The organism is Chromobacterium haemolyticum (assembly GCF_009936155.1).
GTDB lineage: Bacteria > Pseudomonadota > Gammaproteobacteria > Burkholderiales > Chromobacteriaceae > Chromobacterium > Chromobacterium haemolyticum.
Window position 1 is genome coordinate 2004019 of the sequence record NZ_AP019312.1, and the last position, 18916, is coordinate 2022934.

An 18916-nucleotide genomic window follows, 5' to 3' on the forward strand; every position below is an offset into this window, starting at 1 on the left:
TTAACTGGCTACCGGTCTTTGGTCAAACGAACCGGTCTTCCAACCTTGTCACGTGCCTGCTCAAACCTGCTGCACGAGCGGGCCTTCTCTCAGGAAACGACTTGGAGGCCGCGATGCGATTCTTCCTTTTTCTCTTTTCCCCCTCTATTTCCCTTGATCCGCTGTCCTGGCTACAGGAGGCGCGGCTATGAACGCCCTATGCGAGGTAGACGAGCGTCGGCAGCTGCTGGGCCGCGTGCTGGACGCCAGCCAGCTGGGGCTGGAGGCTTTGGACTTGGTGATCCCCGCCGTGGAGGCGGCGGAGCGCTTGTGCGTGAGCTTGGGCTCTGAGGACGGCGAGCCCATTGCCGGTTTGTGCCGCTTGGTGCGTTGGGCGATGGAGGACTACCACGGCATGCTGGACAATGTTCGCGAGGAGGCGGCCACGGCTTTGAGCGATGAGGGGTGAGAGGGATGCGCTCCGCGGGTCTTGCAATCTCGCGGCCAGGGTGAAACGGGGCGGCGCCGGAGCAGGCGAAGCCCGGAAACCGCTGGCGGGTATCGCCCACGGCGCCGCCCGCCCTAGGCGCCGCCGCTCGCTATGGGGCCGGCGTCGTCTCCTGCCAGCCGCCGCCTAGCGCGGCGATCAGCGCTACGCTGCCGGCGTATTGCCGGTTCTTCACGTTCCACAGCGTGGTTTCCGCGTTGATGCGGCCGCTTTGCGCGCTCAGCACATTGAGATAGCTGACGGTGCCGGCGCGGTATTGATTCAGCGCGATGGTTTCCGCGCGCCGGGCGGCGTCCAGCGCGGCCTGTTGCGAGGCGGCTTCTTCGCCCAGCAGCCTTTGCGCGGCCAGATTGTCTTCCACGCCCTGGAAGGCGGACAGCACGGCCAGGCGGTAGCCGGCCACGCTGGCGTCGTAGGCGGCGATGGCTTGTTCTTTCTGGGCGCTGCGCAGGCCGGCGTCGAACAGGCTGAGCGCTAGCGCCGGGCCCAGCGACCAGACGCGGTTGGGCAGGCTGACCCAGTCGGCGAAGCTGGCGCCGCGGTAGCCGCCGCTGGCGGACAGGGTGAGGGTGGGGAAGAAGGCGGCCTGGGCCACGCCGATTTGGGCGTTGGCCTGCGCCACCGCGCGTTCCGCGGCGGCGATGTCCGGGCGGCGCTCCAGCAACTGCGAGGGCAGGCCGGCGGGGATGCTGGGCAAGCGCGGTTCGGCGCCGGCCGCCGGCAGGCTGAAGCTGGCCGGCGCTTGCCCCAGCGCGGCGGCGATGGCATGTTCCAGCTGGGCGCGGGTCAGTTGCTTGTCCGCCCGCTGCGCCTGGGCGCTTTGCCATTGGCTTTCGGCCTGGGCCACGTTGGCGTCGGAAACAATGCCGGCCTGATATTGATTGCGGGTCAACTTCAGCGTTTCCGCCAGCGCTTGTTCATTGGCCTGTAGTTGCCGCAGTTGCAGGTCGGCTACGCTGATTTGCAGATAGGCGGTGGCCAGCTGCGCCTGGGTGCTGAGGCGTATCGCCGCCAGTTGCGCGGCGCTGGCTTGGGCTTTGGCGGAACCGGCTTCTACCGAACGGCGCAGGCCGCCCCACAGGTCTAGTTCCCAGCTGGCGTTGGCGCTCAGATTGTAGCTGGTGGAAGTGGCTTGGCCGGGGGAACTGACTCCGCGGCTTTGGCCGGCGTTGAGGCCCAGGCTGGGGAATAGCCCGGCTTCGGCCTGTTTCAGGAGCGCCTGGGCCTGACGGTATTGCGCTTCGGCCTGGGCGATGCCGGGGCTTTGCCGGTTCAGGGTGTCCATCAGTTGGTCCAGCCGCGGGTCTTGGTAGATGCGCCACCAGTCGCCGCGGGGAAGGGCATCTTGCGGTTGGGCGCTTTTCCAGCGGCCATCCTCCGGGGGCCGCGAAAAACCTGCTGCGCCGTCCGATAGCTGCGTTGCTCCGTGCTCGCTTCCTCGCTGTACTGTTTGTACTATCTCGGTCGCTGCGCCCCAATGTCTAACGGGGGAGCCTTGCTCTCGATCGGCTCGCGACGGTTCTTCGGAGCCCCCTTCTTTATAGGCCGCCGGCACGTCCAGCTTGGGTTTGGCGTAGTCCGGGCCCAGCGCGCAGCCGGCCAACAGCAGCGCGCAGGCCAGCGTAAGGCTTAGTGTTTTCATGGGTTTCATTCCTCGGCTCCGCGGTTCAGCGCGGCGCGCGCGGGCCGCCAGCGGCGGCACCACAGCCGGAAGCGGTCCAGATACAGGTAAACGACGGGGGTGGTGTACAGGGTCAGCAGCTGGCTGAGCAGCAGGCCGCCGACGATGGAGATGCCCAGCGGGGTGCGCAGCTCGGCGCCGTCGCCGCGGCCCAGGGCAAGCGGGAGCGCGCCGAACAGCGCGGCCAGCGTGGTCATCATGATGGGGCGGAAGCGCAGCAGGCAGGCCTGGCGTATCGCCTGTTCCGGCGTTTGTCCCTCTTCGCGCTCGGCGCTGAGCGCGAAGTCTATCATCATGACGGCGTTCTTTTTGACGATGCCGATCAGCAGCAGCACGCCTATCAGCGCGATGACATTGAATTCGCCGCCGGTGGCGATGATGGCGAGCAAGGCGCCGACGCCGGCCGAGGGCAGGGTGGAGAGTATGGTGACCGGGTGCACCACGCTTTCGTAGAGCATGCCCAGCACGATGTAGACGGCGATCAGCGCGGCCAGGATCAGCAGCGGCTGGCTGTCCAGCGAGGCCTGGAAGGTTTTGGCGCTGCCCTGGAAGCTGCCGTGAATGCTGCTGGGCAGGCCGACGCCGGCCAGCGCCTGGTTGATGGCGTCGGTGGCGTCGGACAGCGCGGCGCCCGGCGGCAAGTTGAAGGAGACGGTGGCGGCGGCGAACTGGCTTTGGTGGTTGACCGACAGCGCGGTGTTGCCGGGCGCCCAGCGGGCGACGGCGGACAGCGGGGTGGGCTGGCCTCCCGGCGTTTGCAGGAAGATGCTGTCCAACCCGTCCGGCCCTTGCCAGTATTGCGGAGCCACTTCCATCACCACGCGGTATTGGTTGAGCGCGTTGTAGATGGTGGAGACCTGGCGCTGGCCGAAGGCGTCGTTGAGCGCGGCGTCAACCTGGGCTTGGGTCAGGCCCAGCCGCGCCATGGCGTCGCGGTCGAAGACCAGCGTGGTTTGCAGGCCTTTGACTTCCTGGTCGGTGTTGACGTCGGCCAACATGGGCAGCTTCATCAGCGCTTGCTGGACTTTGGGCGTCCATTCGCGCAATTGGGTCAGATCGTCGCCTTGCAGGGTGTATTGGTACTGGGCGTTGCTGGCGCGGCCGCCGATGCGGATGTCCTGCACCGCCTGCAGGAAGAGCTGGGCGCCGGGTTCGCGCGCCAGGGTTTTGCGCAGGCGGGCGATGACTTGGTCCGAGCTTTCCTTGCGTTGGCTCAGCGGCTTAAGGCTGACGAACATATTGGCGCTGTTGCGCTGGCCGCCGCCGGTGAAGCCGAGCACGGTGTCCACCGCCGGGTCACGGCTCACCACGGTGATGAAGCGCTGCAGCTTTTGCTGCATGGCCTGGAAGGAGATGTTCTGGTCCGCGCGTATCATGCCGTTGAGCCGCCCGGTGTCTTGTTGCGGGAAGAAGCCCTTGGGCACCGCCAGGTAGAGGTAGACGTTGAGGCCTATGGTGGCGGCCAGGATCAGCATCATCAGCGGGCCGTGGCGCAAGGCCCAATCCAGGCTGCGGCGGTAGCCGTCCAGCATGGCGTCGAAGACGCGCTCGCTCCATTGAAACAGCCGACCGGGCGGCCGTTCTTCGCGCGGTTTGAGCCAGCGCGCGCAGAGCATGGGCGTGGTGGTCAGCGAGACCAGCAGGGATACCAGGATGGCCACGGACAGGGTGACGGCGAATTCGCGGAACAGCCGGCCGATGACGCCGCCCATCAGCAGGATGGGGAGGAAGACGGCGATCAGCGAGACGCTCATGGATAGCACGGTGAAGCCGACTTCGCGCGCGCCGCGCAAGGCGGCCTGCATCGGTTTCATGCCGTCTTCGATGTGGCGGGCGATGTTTTCCAGCACCACGATGGTGTCGTCGACGACGAAGCCGGTGGCGATGGTCAGCGCCATCAGGCTGAGATTGTTGAGAGAGAAACCGGCCAGATACATCACGGCGAAGGCGCCCACCAGCGATACCGGCACGGTGATGGCGGGAATGGCGGTGGCGCGGCCGTTGCGCAGGAACAGGAAGACCACCAGGATCACCAGGGCCACCGAGATCAGCAGCGAACGCTCCACTTCCCGCAGCGACGCGCGGATGGTGGGACTGCGGTCCATCACCACTTGCATCTTGATGGCGGCGGGGATGGAGGCTTGCAGCTGCGGCAGCAGCGTCTTGACCCGGTCTATGGTTTCGATGATGTTGGCGCCGGGCTGGCGGAACAGCATCAGCATCACCGCCGGCTGCTGGCCCAGGAGGCCGGCGTTGCGCAGGTCCACTACGGAATCCTTGACCTCGGCCACGTCGGCGATGCGCACCGCGGCGCCGTCTTTGTAGCTGACGATCAACGGCAGGTAGTCGCTGGCCTTGGTGGCTTGGTCGTTGGCCTGCACCTGCCAGTGTCGTTCGTCGTTTTCCAGAAAGCCCTTGGGCCGGTTGGCGTTGGTGCCGGCGATGGCGGCGCGCACGGTTTCCATGCCGATGCCGTAATGATTGAGCTGGCGCGGGTTCAGTTCCACCCGTACCGCCGGCTGCGCGCCGCCGCCCACGTTGACGTCGCCTATGCCCTCCACCTGGGCCAGCTTCTGGCCGAGGATGGTGTCGGCTGCGTCGTACATTTGGCCGCGGCTCAGGCTGTCCGAGGTCAGCGCGATGATCATAATGGGCGCGTCGGCGGGGTTGACCTTGCGGTAGGTGGGGTTGGACGGCATGCCGGTGGGCAGCAGGGAGCGCGCGGCGTTGATGGCGGCCTGCACGTCGCGCGCGGCGCCGTCGATGTCGCGGTCCAGCTCAAACTGCAAGGTGACGCGGGTGGACCCCAGCGAGCTGGACGAGGTCATTTCCGTGACGCCGGCGATGCGGCCCAGCGCTCGTTCCAGTGGAGTGGCCACGGTGGCGGCCATGGTTTCCGGGCTGGCGCCGGGCAGGCGCGCGCTGACGGAGATGGTGGGGAAATCCACTTGCGGCAGCGGCGACACCGGCAGCAGCTTGAAGGCCAGCAAGCCGGCCAGCAGGATGGCCAGGGTCAGCAGGGTGGTGGCCACCGGGCGGCGGATGAAGGGGGCGGAGGGGATCATGCCTCGCCCTCGGCGCTCAGTGCCGGCTTGATCTTGCGGCGGAGGCGGCGCGCCAGCCTGTCAAAGGCCAGGTAGATCACCGGGGTGGTGAACAGGGTGAGCACTTGGCTGAGCAGCAGGCCGCCCACCATGGCCACGCCCAGCGGCTGGCGCAGCTCTGAGCCCATGCCGCCGCCCAGCATCAGCGGCAACGCGCCCAGCAGCGCGGCCATGGTGGTCATCAGGATGGGGCGGAAGCGCAGCAGGCAGGCCTGGTAGATGGCGTCGCGCGGGCTCATGCCGTGTTCGCGTTCGGCTTCCAGCGCGAAATCTATCATCATGATGGCGTTTTTCTTGACGATGCCGATCAACAGAATGATGCCGATGATGGCGATCACCGACAGATCGTTGCCGGACAAGAGCAGAGCCAGCAACGCGCCGATGCCGGCCGAGGGCAGGGTGGAGAGAATCGTGATGGGATGAATATAGCTTTCGTACAGCACGCCCAGCACGATGTACATGGTGACGATGGCGGCCAGGATCAGCCACAGAGTGTTGGACAGCGAGGCCTGGAAGGCCAGTGCCGCGCCCTGGAACTTGGTGTCTATGCTGGCCGGCAGGCCCAGCTCGGCCTCGGCCTGGCGGATGGCGTCCACCGCCGCGCCCAGCGAGGCCCCGGGGGCCAGGTTGAAGGACACGGTGGCGGTGAGGAATTGCCCCAGGTGGTTGATGGCGAGCGCGGCGGGGCGCTCCTCTATGCTGGCCACCGCGTCCAGCGGCACCGGGCCGCCGTTGGCGGTGGGCACGTACAGGCTTTTCAGGGACAGCGGGTCTTGCTGGTGCTGAGGGTCCACTTCCAGCACCACGCGGTATTGGTTGGTCTGGGTGAAAATGGTGGAGATCAGCCGCTGGCCGAAGGCGTCGTAGAGCGCGTTGTCGATGGCGGCGGTGCTGACGCCCAGCCGCGCGGCGGTGTCGCGGTTGATGTTGACGAAGGCTTGCAGGCCCTTGTCTTGCAAGTCGCTGGCCACGTCGGCCAGCTGCGGCAGCCGGCGCAGCTTTTCCACCAGTTTGGGCGTCCAGGCGGACAGGTCCTCGGCGCTGGTGGCTTGCAGCGTGAACTGGTACTGGGTGCGGCTGACGCGGGAATCTATGGTCAGGTCCTGCACCGGCTGCAGATAGAGCGCCATGCCCGGCACCGTGTCGGCCTGGTGCTGCAGCCTGCTCAGCACGGTGCGGATATCGTCGCGCTGTTCCTTGGGTTTGAGGTTGATCAGCAGCCGGCCGTTGTTGAGCGCGGCGTTATTGCCGTCCACGCCGATGAAGGAGGACAGGCTGTCCACCGCCGGGTCCTTGAGCAGCTGCTGCGCCAGCGCTTCCTGCTTGCGCGCCATGGCGCTGAAGGAGATGGACTGCGAGGCCTCGCTGACGCCCTGGATGGCGCCGGTGTCTTGCAGTGGAAAGAAGCCTTTGGGCATGGCCAGATAGAGCGCGGCGGTCAGCGCCACGGTGGCCAGCGCCACCAGCAGGGTGAGCGTCTGCCGCTCCAGCACCCAGGTCAGCATGCGGCCGTAGCGGGCGATCACCCGGTCGAAAAAGCGGCCGCTGGCGTGGTAGAAGCGGCCTTGCTTGTCTTCCGGCACGTGTTTGAGCAGGCGCGCGCACATCATCGGCGTCAGCGTCAGCGAGATGAAAGCCGAGATCAGGATGGACACCGCCAGGGTGACGGCGAATTCGCGGAACAGCCGGCCCACCACGTCGCCCATGAACAGGAGCGGAATCAGCACGGCGATCAGCGAGATGGTCAGCGAGATGATGGTGAAGCCTATCTGCTTGGAGCCCTTTAGCGCCGCGGCCATCGGCGTTTCGCCGTCTTCGATGTAACGCGCGATGTTTTCTATCATCACGATGGCGTCGTCCACGACGAAGCCGGTGGCGATGGTCAGCGCCATCAAGGTGAGGTTGTTGATGGAGAAACCGGCCAGGTACATCACGCCGAAGGTGCCCACCAGGGACAGCGGCACCGCCACCGCGGGGATGACAGTGGCCGGCACATTGCGCAAAAACAGGAAGATCACCATCACCACCAGGGCGATGGCCAGCATCAGTTCGAATTCCACGTCCGCCACCGAGGCGCGTATGGTCACGGTTCGGTCGCTCAGCACCTTGACGTCCACCGCGCCGGGCAGGGTGTCGCTTAGCTGCGGCAGCAGGCTCTTGATGCGGTCAGCCACCTGGATGACGTTGGCGCCGGGCTGGCGCTGCACATTGAGAATGATGGCGGGGGTGGCGCCGGCCCAGGCGGCCAAACGGGTGTTTTCCGCAGAATCCACCACTTGGGCCACGTCGGACAGGCGGGTGGGCGCGCCGTTGCGGTAGGCGATGACGACGCCGCGGTATTCATCGGCGGATTTGAGCTGGTCGTTGCCGTCTATGGTGGAGGCTTGGTGCGGGCCGTCGAAGCTGCCCTTGGCCTGGTTGACGTTGGCGCTGGCGATGGCCGTGCGCACGTCTTCCAGCGTCAGGCCCAGCGAGGCCAGCTGGCGCGGATTGGTCTGGATACGCACCGCCGGGCGCTGGCCGCCGCTGATGCTGACCAGGCCCACGCCGGGCACTTGCGACAGCTTCTGCGCCAGCCGGGTGTCGACCAGGTCTTCCAGCTTGGTCAGTTGCAGCGTGGGCGAGGTGACGGCAATGGTCATGATCGGGGTGTCAGCCGGGTTGACCTTGCTGTACACCGGCGGATTGGGCAGGTCGGATGGCAGCAGGTTGCCGGCGGCGTTGATGGCCGCCTGCACTTCCTGCTCGGCCACGTCCAGGCTCAATTCCAGGCTGAATTGCAGGGTAATCACCGAGGCACCGCCGGAGCTGGTGGACGACATCTGCGACAGGCCGGGCATCTGGCCGAACTGGCGCTCCAAGGGCGCGGTGATGGAGGAGGTGATTACCTCCGGGCTGGCGCCCGGGTATTGGGTGACCACCTGGATGGTGGGGTAGTCCACCTCCGGCAGGGCGGACACCGCCAGCATGCGCCAGGCGGCGAGGCCGGTAAGCAGAATGGCCACCATCAGCAAGGTGGTGGCCACCGGCCGCAAAATGAACAGGCGCGAGGGATTCATGCCGTTTCTCCGCGCTTATTGCGCCGCCGAGGCGCGGCGTTTGCCGGCCGCGCCGCTGCCGTCGCGTTTGTGGCGTCCGTTTTTGCCAGCGGCCTGGGCGGCCTGGAGGTTTTGCGCGGCGCGGTCCACCACCGTGACCTTGGCGCCGTCGCGCAGTTTGTCCAGGCCGTCCACCACCACGCGCTGGCCGGGCTTCAGGCCTTGTTCGATGACGACGATGTCGCCGACGCGCGCGCCGGCGCTCACCTGGTTCAGGCTCACGCTGCTATCCGCGTTGACGGTATAAACGTAGCTGCCCGCCTTGCCCAGCTGCACTGCGGCGGCGGGCACGGTGACGGCGTTTTCCTGTTCGCCCAGGCTCAGGCGCACATTGACGAATTGATTGGGGAACAGGGCCTCGTCGGCGTTGGCGAAGCGGGCCTTGAGGTTGACGGTGCCGGTGCTGGTGTTGAGCTGGTTGTCTATGGCCAGCAATTTGCCGTCGGCCAGCTTGTTGCGGTTGTCGCGGTCCCAGGCTTCCACCGCGAGGCCGGCTTGGGCGCGGCTGGCCCGCAATACCGGCCCCAGGCTGACTTCCGGCACGGAGAACAGCACATTGATGGGCTGAGTTTGGGTAATCACCACCAAGCCGTTGGCGTCGCTGGCGTGGACGATGTTGCCCGGGTCCACCTGGCGCAGGCCGGCGCGGCCGGACACCGGCGCGGCGACGCGGCTGTAGCTGAGCTGCAGCCGGGCGTTGTCCACCGCGCCCTGGTCCAGCTTGACCGTGCCCTGGTACTGGCGCACCAGCGCCGCCTGGGTGTCCACTTGCTGTTTGGCGATGGAGTTCTGTTCCAGCAGTTGACGGTAGCGGTTCAGATCCAACTGGGCGTTTTGCAGCAGCGCCTGGTCGCGCAGCAACTGGCCTTCGGCCTGGGCCAGCGCGGCCTGGAATGGCCTCGGGTCCAATTCCGCCAGCAACTGGCCTTGTTTGACCGGCTGGCCTTCTTCGAAATGCAATTTGTCCAGCTGGCCGTCCACGCGGCTGCGCACGGTGACGGTGTAAGTGGAATTGACGGTGCCCAGCGCGCTGATCTGCAAGGGGACGTTCTGCCGCTGCGCGGCGGCCATGCCCACGGCCGCCGGCGGCGCGGCGCGGCGTTGGCCCGCGGGGTCCGCGGCCGTGTGTTGCCGCCACCACCAGCCGCCCAACGCGAGCGCGACGATAAGGCCCCAGCACAGCGGAGAGCGGTAAAACGGGCGGCGAGGCGCGGCGGATTGGATCACGGCGGGGCTCCAGGAGTGCGGCGTTGGAGCGGCGAGGGCCGCTCCGGATCGTTCAAAGGCGACCGCCGGCATGGATGGGCGGTGAGGGGCGCCGCAGCAGGCCGAGGGTCGATGCTTACGGCATTATGCGCTCCTTGTTTGAACCGGGCTTTGCTTGCGTCGGCGATTGTATGTCGAATTGTTGCAAGACTTGTCGAAATGTAAGGTGCGGGCGGGTGGCGGCGAAATGCCAGGCCAGTTGCTGCGCGCGCTGGCGATAGGAGGGCTTGGACAGCATGCGCCGCAACAGAGGCGGCAGCCGGCCGGTTTCGATGTGGTGGCGGCGCAGCATGACGCCGGCGCCGTAGGCTTCGATATGCCGCATTGCCAGCAGCTGGTCCATATTGGACGGGATGCCGATCACCGGGCGGCCTTGCTGCAGCGCCTGGTAACTGGTGGGGCTGCCGCCATTGCAAATCACCAGGTCCGCGCGGGCGGCGGCGGCCTCGCCGGGCAGGAAGTCGGCGCTGAACAGGCCGGAGCGCTGCGGCAGCCGCTGGCGGCGGCCGGTGCTGGCGATGACTTGCAGCCCTTCGCCCAGCAGTTGATCTATCAGGGTGGGCAGCAGGGCCAGATTGCCGGAGGAACCCAGCGACAGGTAGACGGTGGGGCGGTCTTGCAGTTGCGGCCACCAGTCCGGCAGCGGGCCGCCCGGCGACCAGGTGACCGGGCCCAGATAGTGGTGGTGAGTGGGCAACGGGCCCAGCGGCACCAGCTCCGGCGAATCGTAGTACAGCACTTGATCGCCGTGGCTCCAGGCTTCGAAGCAATTGGCGAACGGTGCCAGGCCGTAATGGGCGCGGGCGCGGTTGAGCGAGCGCGCCAGCAGGCGGGTGGCCAGCGGGGTGATCCAGCGCATCAGCGGCGCCATCACGGGCAGGCGGTGCAGATTGATCTTGGCCAGTTCCGGCACCGGCAGCGGCTCCGGCCGGCGGTGGGGGCTCCAGTAAGCGTTGATCAGGTTGATCAGCGGTTTGCCGGAGAGCGCGGCGCTGATGCCCAGCGAGTGGCGGAAGTCCCCGACGATGATGTCCGGGTCCAGGCGTTCGATCAGACGCAATTCTTCTTCGGCGTAGGCGATGATTTCCTCGCGGCGGTACAAGGCCTTGCCGTTGTCCACGGCGTGAAGAAAATCTTCGCAGCTCTTGGTGAGCAGCGGATGGTAATGGATGTCCTGGCGTTGGTAGAGGTAATCGAAGCGCGGCGCGGCGGCCAGATGGATATCGTAGTCCGAGGCGGGCAGCGCGGCGGCCAGGGTATAGGGGCGGGCGACATGGGCCAGGGTGACGGCCTCGCCGACGAAGAGGATTTTCTGCTTGCGTGGGTTCATGGCGGTTCTTGGGAGATGGGAGAGGGAGGCAAGGCCGTCCGGCGGGGCCGGACGGCGCGGGGCGGGCCTTAGAACGTGTTTACGATCTCGCCCTTGCTCGCGAGTCTTTGAACCGGTTCTTGGCCTTTGTGGACCTGGACACGCCACAGCTCGCGTCCGCGCGAGGCGCGTGTCATCGCGCGGCGGCCGTGCAGGCTGTTGTAGTTGTCGATCAGCACTAGATCGCCGTCGTGCCAGTCGTGCTCAATCAGGTTTTCCGGCGCGTAAGCCCGTTCCAGCAATTCTTGGACCAGGTTGGGGTAGTCGTCGGCGCGTTCTTCCACGTCGACAAAGAACTTTTGCAGTTCGGAGTTGCTGTTCTCCTGGAAACGCAGCACCGCTTCGCCGGTGTCCGGGTGGGTTTCCACCAGCGGATAGACGCGGGCGTCGCCGCCGAAATAGGTGAACTTGGTGTGGTAGCGGATTTGCAGCCGCTCCCATTCGGCCAGCGTGGCCGTCGGCACTTGGCGCAGGATGTTGCGCGCGTCCACCAGCGTGGTCTGGCCTTCGCCGTGTTGCGGCGCTGTCTTGCAATACAGCGCGAACAGGCTGGCGCTGAAGCGCGGGTTCTTGCGCACGAACTCATTGTCGGCCGGCAGCATGCTCAAATCCCAGTGCAGCGGCAGTTCCTCGAAGGAGTGGACGAAGCCGTCGGCGTCTTCCTCCGGCTTGACCTTGTGCACCGCGCCGAACTGCCAGATGTAAGGGGTGCCGAACTGGGCGCTGAAGTCGATCAGATTGTCCTCGTCCTCCACGGCGAAGCCGCGCAGTGCGACGAAGCCGAAGATCTGAGCCAAGCGGGTCAAGGCCGGGCGCGGCAGCGACAGGCAGTTGGCGCCGGGGCGGCGGTTTTCGATCAGCAGGCCGAAGCGGCCGGCCAGCATGACCGATAGTTCGCAACCCTCCCACTCAGCGCCGGCTTGTTCCAGATAGAGCCAGGGCTGGCCGTCGAAGCTCACCGCCTTGGCGCGGCGCGCGTCCAGCGCCTGGCGTTTGGAGACGAGCTCGCCGCGGCCGGCCAGGTTCAGCAGGTAGACGCGGTGCCAGGGCAAGGCCGCCTCGGCCTGGGCCGGAGACAGGCGGATGGGGAATTTGCCGCCGGGCGAGCCGGATGGGTGGATGGTCAGCCGGATGGCTTCCGGGAAGTGCTCGGCCAGCATCGCGTCCAGCGCGATGCCGCGCCAAGCCAGGCGCAGCGCTCGTTGCGGCCAGTCTTCGGCCTCGGCGATGCCGCGCGCCGCATTGTCTTCGCGCAGCAGGCCCAGCCATTGCGGCTGGCGTCCGGCCTGGTTTTCCGGCAGCGGCTGGGAGAAGTCCGCGGCCGCGGCGGGCAGGTAGCGGCGCAGCACGCTTTCCGCGCGGTCGCGTTGGCGGTCGAAGCCGGGCTGGACGCTGGCGTAGTCATGCCAGCGCAGCACCGGGCTGGCGTAGAGAGCGCGCAGCCGGCGGTGATAGTCGTTGGCCGTGTCGCGCGGGATGTCCAGCAGGTCGTGGAAGCTCAGGCCGTCGCTGAACAGTTCCAGCGCGCAACCAGCCGGGTAGACGCGGCCGACGGCGCGGCACAGTTGGTCCAGCCGTTCCAGCGCCGCGTATTCGGCGTAGTCGGGGCGGTCGGACGCGGTTTTGTCGCGGGTGTTGGGGGATTTCAGCGGAAAGCCCGGCAGCAGCAGTTGCAGCGGCTGTTGCCGGCGCACGAAGCGCTCCACTTGGGCGCTCAGCGTCTGGCGGTAGGACTCAAGCTGCGGGTGGTCCGCATCGCCCTGGAAGGTGTCGAGCAAAATGGAGACGATGGAAGCGACAAGGGGTTCGTTTTGCATGGCGATACTCGAAATGAACAATAAGGGGAGGGGCTTCAGGCGGCGGTGGCGATGAAGTGGCTTGGCCGGCCGTCGACAAAGACCAAGGCGGACTGGTTTTCGTCGATGTCGCTGCGCTTTTTCAACATCACGCCGTGCTCGTGCTTGATCGCGGCCGCGTGCCAGGGCGTCAGCCAGGCATCGACGCTGTCCACCAGCCGCACGCCGATCTTGGACGACACGCGAAATTGCGGATGGATGGACAGGCGCAAGCTGTCCGGAAACGCGCGTTCCAGCAGCCGGCTCCAGGCGTTGCTGCGCTGAATCACTCGATAGGCGTTGGCGCGCGCCATTTTCTGCAAGCTGGTCTTGCTGTGGCCGGCAAAGCGCTCCATGCCTTGCGCGTCCTCGAACAGGAAGCGGGTAATGCCCTGGTACATCGCGCGCATCGCAGGTTCGTCCTGGCATTGGCGTTTGATCTGTTCGATGGAGTCGCTGTAAAGAATCAGCAATTCTTCGCGCTGCGAATCCAGGTCGCCGATATAGCTGAAGTGATCTTTCAAGTCGTAAAAGCGAAAGCTGTCTCCATGGCGCTGCCGCGCATAGCGAATCAAGTCGTCCATATAGGCGGCGACTTCCGCGTCCGGGATATACACCACGTCGGAAAAACAATATCCGTCCGAACAAATGGCGACTTGAGCGCCCGGCGGGTAGATGCTCTGAATGTCTCTGCAAAGCTGATGCAGATTATCCATCGCGTGGCGCTCGGCCAAATCGGGCATCGCGCCCAGGGTTTTATTGCGATTGGGCGATTTGCCGGGGAAGGCCGGCAGAATCATTTGCAGCGGCTGGCGGCGGGTTACGGCGGCTTGAATTTTGGGAAGGTGAGGGGCCATTTCCGCGTCCAGATCTTCCGTTGCGGTTAGATCCTCCGGGTGAATGCGGCGCAGTTTGAAAACCAGCCCCAGTATTTGCCGGGCCAGATCCGCCGCGGAAACTCCAAATGGGTGAAAAACAGGGTCGACAATGGCGTTCATGGTTTATCTCAATTGGTTGTGGAATCAAAAGCGATGGCATTGCCACTTGCCCGCGTTCATGCGCGAGCGTTTTGCTTATCGTTATGTGGTAACCAAAATAATGGAAAGGACACGATTTGCTTTTAGTAAGCGCGGCCATTTTATGGCAGATGTTGAGAGCGGGCGAAAAAATTAGCCGCTATAGAGTTATGAGTAATCGTTATATTGATATGCGGAAGGGGTTGAACGAATAAGGTACGATTGGTTTTTTATTTAATTGGGGTGGTTTTTGTTCAGTGTGGAAGTGTGAAAATTGTAAATACGGTTGTGACGATTTGTGATGCCTAATTTGTTTTAATTTGGATTAAATTTAAAATTTTCTTTGTATGACAAGGTTTTATTTGTCATTTTTGCAAATGAGATTCATTCATGTTTGTAAACGGGGCAAGACGACGGTCGACTGTGAGTTTTCCCATGAAACCACGGTGCGACGGCTCGGTCGCGCCGCGCTTCAAGCCGCGTGCTGGAGCGGGCGGGACGGGTGAAAACTGTATGATTCATGCGACAGATCCGTCGCGCGGCGCTCGCGGGACCTTGTCACAGGCTCTTGGTCGCAGTCCAACCGGGTGCGATATTCCTTTGCGAACATGACATTTTCGTTTTTTAAGCTCCAAAGCCATGTTTGACTAGTCAACAGTCGTGGTTGCTGTCATTCTTTTGGGTTTCGATTACGACTGCCTGTCGTTGCGACAACAGGCCGCCGGCTGGCCGCAGCGAGCCGAAAGCAATGTCGCCGAGCAGGCGCACTTGAGACAAAGAGATGGAAAAAAAACAAGAGAGCCAAGAGCTTAGGCGCACCTTGCAGGCGCGCCACCTGTCGATGATCGCCATCGGCGGCTCCATTGGCACCGGCCTGTTCCTGGCTTCCGGCGCCACCGTGGCGTCGGCCGGCGCCGGCGGCGCCTTGATCGCCTACGCGCTGATCGGCCTGATGGTCTACTTCCTGATGACCAGCTTGGGCGAAATGGCCGCCTTCATGCCGGAGTCCGGCTCCTTCCAGGTTTATGGTTCGCGCTTCGTCGATCCGGCCTTTGGTTTCGCCCAGGGTTGGAACTACTGGTACAACTGGGCCATCACCGTGGCGGTGGAGTTGGCCGCGGCCGCCATCATCATGCATTACTGGTATCCGGCAGTGCCCGGCATCGTCTGGAGCGCCGGCTTCCTGTTGATCATCTTCGTGCTCAACTATTTCTCGGTGAAGGGCTTTGGTGAGGCCGAGTTCTGGTGCTCGATGCTCAAGGTGGCCACCATCGTCGCCTTCATCATCATTGGCTTTTTGATGATCTTCGGCATCATGACCGACCCCAACCCGCAGCGCATCGCGCCGGGTTTGTCGGTGATGCAGCAGGGACAAGGCCCGTTTGTGGGCGGCCTGGCCGCTTTCGTGGGCGTGGCCATGATCGTGGGTTTTTCCTTCCAGGGCACGGAGTTGATCGGCGTGGCCGCCGGAGAATCCGCCAATCCGGGCAAGACCATCCCGCGCGCGGTGCGGCAGATTTTCTGGCGCATCCTGATGTTCTACATGCTGTCCATCCTGATCATCGGCCTGATCCTGCCGTACAACGATCCGCTGCTGCTGAAGAACGATATGAAGGACGTGGGCGCCAGCCCGTTCACTCTGGTGTTCAATCGCGCCGGCTTCGCCATGGCGGCCAGCCTGATGAACGCGGTGATCCTGTCCGCCATCCTGTCCGCCGGCAACTCCGGCATGTACGCGTCCACCCGCATGCTCTACACCATGGCGCGCAACAAGATGGCGCCCAAGCGCTTCGCCGAGCTGTCCAGCAACGGCGTGCCGCGCAACGCCTTGTACGCCACCAGCGTGATCGCCGCGCTGTGCTTTTTGACCTCCTTGTTTGAAACCAACGCGGTCTATCTGTGGCTGCTGAACTCCTCCGGCATGACCGGCTTCATCGCCTGGTTGGGCGTGGCCATCAGCCACTACCGCTTCCGCCGCGCCTATGTGAAGCAGGGCCATGATCTGGCCGACCTGCCTTACCAGGCCAAGTGGTTCCCGCTGGGGCCGCTGTTCGCCTTCGCGCTGTGCCTGCTGATCATGCTGGGCCAGAACTACGAGGCCTTCATCGGCGGCCACATCGACTGGAGCGCGGTGATCGCCACCTATCTGGGCATCCCGCTGTTCCTGGCGCTGTGGCTGGGCTACAAGTACAAGCACAAAACCCGGATGGTGGCGCTGGAAGAGATTGATTTCAGCGAGGCGCTGATCAAGGCTCGTTCCTTGCGCCAAGAGAACGAGAACGGCAAACTGGCCGCCGCCACGCGCTGACCCTCTGTGAATTCTGCCGGCCTTGGGGCGGCAGTGAGTCAAACAGCCCGGCATTGCCGGGCTGTTTGACGTAAGAGACTGATTGCTATGGATTTGGCGCCGGCGAGGGGCGCGCTCTCGATGCGCCGAAACCGGGGAGGGGCGCCGGAGTCCGAGCGAGAGCCGGTTGCAATATTGATGAATTGTGTAATATGGCGGCTGGCGCCGCGCCCGCGGCCGTTCTCGATCTGAATTCGATGGTTTCGGAGTCATCCCACCATGCAGTTGCTGACAATATTCATAACAAAGTTTCTGTTTGTGATGGCGGCCTTGCTGCCGATCATGAATCCTCCGGGGCTGGTGCCCATTTTCATCTCGATGACGGCGCGCAATACGCCGCAGCAGCGACGTTACCTGGCGCGCCGCATCGCCATGTATTGCGCCTTGCTGCTGTTGGGCAGCATGTTCACCGGCGGTTATGTGCTGTCTTTCTTCGGCGTGTCCTTGCCGGTGGTGCAGTTGTCCGGCGGCCTGCTGATTACTTTCGCAGCCTGGCGCATGCTCAACGACGCGCCGCCGGAGAGCAATCCCACTTCCACCGATCAGCCCATTCAGGCGGAAAACCACGACGCGCTGAAGCAACGCGCCTTCTATCCGTTGACCTTTCCGCTGACGGTGGGGCCGGGCTCCATCTCGGTGGCCATCACCATGGGCGCTTCGCTGACCGATACCGGCAAGGGCATCGTCAAATACGCGATCTCGCCGCTGGCCGGCGGCTGCGCGGTGCTGGTGTGCAGCGTGCTGGTCTATCTGTGCTACCGCCACGCCGATAAATTACTGCGTTATCTGGGCCAGACCGGCTCGGTGGTGTTTCTGCGGCTGTCCGCCTTCATCCTGCTGTGCCTGGGGGTGCAGATCATGTGGGACGGCTTCGGCGCCCTGGTCGCCCTGTTGGTGCAGGATGTGTTGCCGCACAAGTGAGCGGGATGATTGGACATCTTTTGATGTGAGGCAAATACCGTATCGGCCAAAATAAGCATACTGCGCTTATGACAAATGTCTTAAGAACAGGAGTTTGCCATGGCGACCAGCGCTTTCTTCATTCCCTGCGTCAACCTGATGGGCGCGGGCTGTTTGCAACAAGCCGTTGAGACCATGCGCGGTTACGGCTACCGCAAAGTATTGATGGTGACGGATACCGGCCTGGTGAAAACCGGCTTGGCCGGCCGCGTCACGGAATTGCTGGGCGGCGTCGGCATCGCCACCGTGCTGTTCGACGGCGTGCACCCCAATCCCACCACCGCCAATGTCGGCGCCGGCCTCGCGCTGTTGCGCGAGCATGGCTGCGACGCCGTGGTGTCGCTGGGCGGCGGCTCGCCGCACGACTGCGCCAAGGGCATAGCCCTGGTAGCGGCCAACGGCGGCAAGATCCAGGATTACGAGGGTGTGGACAAGTCCGCCAAGCCGCAACTGCCGCTGGTGGCGATCAACACCACGGCCGGCACCGCCTCGGAAATGACCCGCTTCTGCATCATTACCGACGAATCCCGCCACATCAAAATGGCCATCGTGGACAAGCACACCACGCCGGTGCTGTCGGTCAACGATCCGGAAACCATGGCCGGCATGCCGGCGTCGCTGACCGCGGCCACCGGCATGGACGCGCTGACCCACGCGGTGGAGGCTTACGTTTCCACCATCGCCACGCCCATCACGGACGCTTGCGCCTTGAAGGCGGTAACGCTGATTGCCGGCCACTTGCGCCGCGCGGTGCGCCACGGCCTGGACATGGAAGCGCGGGAGCAAATGGCTTACGCGCAGTTCCTGGCCGGCATGGCCTTCAACAACGCCTCTCTGGGCTATGTGCACGCGATGGCGCACCAGTTGGGCGGCTTCTACGATCTGCCGCACGGAGTGTGCAACGCGGTGCTGCTGCCGCATGTGCAGGCTTTTAACGCCAAGGCGGCCGGCCAGCGTCTGGCCGACGTCGGGGCGGCGCTGGGCGTGGCCGCCAACGCGGAAGCGGCGATCGCCGCCATACGCCAATTGGCGGCTGACGTAGGCATTCCGGCAGGATTGACGCAGTTGGGGGTCAAGGAAGAGGATATTCCGGAGCTGGCCGCCAACGCCTTGAAGGACGCTTGCGGCCTCACCAATCCGATCCAGGCCAGCCATGAAGAAATCTGCGCGATTTTCAAGGCCGCGCTGTAGAAGTGGATGGCCGCGGTGTAACAACCGCGGCCAAACGGGCGGCCCAGCCGCCTTTTTTTGACCATTAAATATCGTAATGCGATATTTCTGACGACGCCGCACCGCCTCCGCCGCCAGATGAAATAAGGAGTGACGCAATGGACGCAAAAATCCGCCTGTTGCCGGTGAGCGAATACCGGCAGGGCCTTGAGAACGCTTTTCTGATTGAGGAAACCTGGCCCAAGGGTCTGCCTCGGCAGGCGTTGGATGCCGCCCACTGGCTGAAAAGCGTGGCGCCGGCGCCCGGCCTGCTTAACTGGCTGCGTCAGGACGAACGCCATTGGCCCACATTCTGTGAAGTGTATTGGGCTGATTTGGCAGCGAATCCGCAGCGCTGGTGGCCGCTTTGGAAGGCCAGCCGCGGCGGCGGCCTGGTGCTGTTGCACGCAGGCGGCGGCGAGCGGCAGCCGGCGCAGGCCTTGGCGCAGTTCCTGGGCGATAAGCTGGACGAGATAGAACGCATCGAGGCGGGGGAGTTGGCTTCGCCGGTGTGCTACCGCGCTTTGCTGGACGGTTGAGCCGA

General features: G+C 64.5%; 12 protein-coding genes. 5 read left to right on the plus strand and 7 right to left on the minus strand.

Going from position 1 to position 18916, the window contains the following annotated elements:
- Positions 1–187: 187 nt before the first annotated feature.
- Positions 188–448: a hypothetical protein gene (locus tag GYH29_RS09110; protein WP_019099882.1), complete on the plus strand. Its 261-nt coding sequence runs from the start codon at positions 188–190 to the stop codon at positions 446–448.
- 130 nt (positions 449–578) lie between these two features.
- On the opposite strand, the gene GYH29_RS09115 is transcribed toward GYH29_RS09110, so the two are convergent.
- From GYH29_RS09115 to GYH29_RS09145, 7 genes are all read right to left on the minus strand, one after another.
- On the minus strand, positions 579–2129 hold the full coding sequence (locus tag GYH29_RS09115) for an efflux transporter outer membrane subunit (RefSeq protein WP_161523571.1): 1551 nt from the start codon (positions 2127–2129) through the stop codon (positions 579–581).
- 5 nt (positions 2130–2134) lie between these two features.
- On the minus strand, positions 2135–5233 hold the full coding sequence (locus GYH29_RS09120) for a multidrug efflux RND transporter permease subunit (protein ID WP_161523572.1): 3099 nt from the start codon (positions 5231–5233) through the stop codon (positions 2135–2137).
- Positions 5230–8331, minus strand: coding sequence for an MdtB/MuxB family multidrug efflux RND transporter permease subunit (locus GYH29_RS09125; protein WP_161523573.1), 3102 nt, complete (start codon positions 8329–8331; stop codon positions 5230–5232). The genes GYH29_RS09120 and GYH29_RS09125 overlap by 4 nt, the downstream gene beginning before the upstream one ends.
- A gap of 15 nt (positions 8332–8346) precedes the next feature.
- Positions 8347–9597, minus strand: coding sequence for an MdtA/MuxA family multidrug efflux RND transporter periplasmic adaptor subunit (locus GYH29_RS09130; RefSeq protein WP_232060556.1), 1251 nt, complete (start codon positions 9595–9597; stop codon positions 8347–8349).
- Between the two features lie 115 nt (positions 9598–9712).
- Entirely contained in the window at positions 9713–10966 is a 1254-nt protein-coding gene (locus GYH29_RS09135) for a glycosyltransferase (RefSeq protein ID WP_161523574.1), read from the minus strand.
- A gap of 68 nt (positions 10967–11034) precedes the next feature.
- A complete protein-coding gene (locus GYH29_RS09140) occupies positions 11035–12822 on the minus strand; it encodes an isocyanide synthase family protein (RefSeq protein WP_161523575.1) in 1788 nt (595 codons plus the stop codon).
- 35 nt (positions 12823–12857) lie between these two features.
- Positions 12858–13838 (minus strand): isocyanide synthase family protein, encoded by a 981-nt coding sequence (locus GYH29_RS09145; RefSeq protein WP_161523576.1) that lies wholly within the window; start codon positions 13836–13838, stop codon positions 12858–12860.
- 799 nt (positions 13839–14637) lie between these two features.
- On the opposite strand from GYH29_RS09145, the gene GYH29_RS09150 reads away from it, so the two are divergent.
- The 4 genes from GYH29_RS09150 (at position 14638) to GYH29_RS09165 (ending at position 18911) form a co-directional block, all read left to right on the plus strand.
- Complete coding sequence (locus GYH29_RS09150) at positions 14638–16164, plus strand: amino acid permease (RefSeq protein ID WP_043592158.1); 1527 nt, start codon at positions 14638–14640, stop codon at positions 16162–16164.
- Positions 16165–16422: 258 nt separating this feature from the next.
- The gene (locus GYH29_RS09155) at positions 16423–17124 is read left to right on the plus strand and encodes a MarC family protein (protein ID WP_019103223.1); all 702 of its coding nucleotides are present in this window, start codon (positions 16423–16425) and stop codon (positions 17122–17124) included.
- A 99-nt stretch (positions 17125–17223) separates the two neighbouring features.
- Entirely contained in the window at positions 17224–18354 is a 1131-nt protein-coding gene (yiaY, locus tag GYH29_RS09160) for an L-threonine dehydrogenase (RefSeq protein ID WP_019103222.1), read from the plus strand.
- A 137-nt stretch (positions 18355–18491) separates the two neighbouring features.
- Positions 18492–18911 carry a DUF488 domain-containing protein gene (locus tag GYH29_RS09165; protein ID WP_052052093.1) on the plus strand — a complete coding sequence of 140 codons (420 nt, stop codon included), beginning with the start codon at positions 18492–18494 and terminating at the stop codon, positions 18909–18911.
- The last annotated feature ends 5 nt before the right edge of the window (positions 18912–18916 follow it).

Bases quoted from the DNA above. Each gene is read 5' to 3' on its own strand.
- GYH29_RS09110 (WP_019099882.1), top strand. From the start codon at position 188: ATGAACGCCCTATGCGAGGTAGACGAGCGTCGGCAGCTGCTGGGCCGC.
- GYH29_RS09115 (WP_161523571.1), bottom strand. From the start codon at position 2,129: ATGAAAACACTAAGCCTTACGCTGGCCTGCGCGCTGCTGTTGGCCGGC.
- GYH29_RS09120 (WP_161523572.1), bottom strand. From the start codon at position 5,233: ATGATCCCCTCCGCCCCCTTCATCCGCCGCCCGGTGGCCACCACCCTG.
- GYH29_RS09125 (WP_161523573.1), bottom strand. From the start codon at position 8,331: ATGAATCCCTCGCGCCTGTTCATTTTGCGGCCGGTGGCCACCACCTTG.
- GYH29_RS09135 (WP_161523574.1), bottom strand. From the start codon at position 10,966: ATGAACCCACGCAAGCAGAAAATCCTCTTCGTCGGCGAGGCCGTCACC.
- GYH29_RS09140 (WP_161523575.1), bottom strand. From the start codon at position 12,822: ATGCAAAACGAACCCCTTGTCGCTTCCATCGTCTCCATTTTGCTCGAC.
- GYH29_RS09145 (WP_161523576.1), bottom strand. From the start codon at position 13,838: ATGAACGCCATTGTCGACCCTGTTTTTCACCCATTTGGAGTTTCCGCG.
- GYH29_RS09150 (WP_043592158.1), top strand. From the start codon at position 14,638: ATGGAAAAAAAACAAGAGAGCCAAGAGCTTAGGCGCACCTTGCAGGCG.
- GYH29_RS09155 (WP_019103223.1), top strand. From the start codon at position 16,423: ATGCAGTTGCTGACAATATTCATAACAAAGTTTCTGTTTGTGATGGCG.
- yiaY (WP_019103222.1), top strand. From the start codon at position 17,224: ATGGCGACCAGCGCTTTCTTCATTCCCTGCGTCAACCTGATGGGCGCG.
- GYH29_RS09165 (WP_052052093.1), top strand. From the start codon at position 18,492: ATGGACGCAAAAATCCGCCTGTTGCCGGTGAGCGAATACCGGCAGGGC.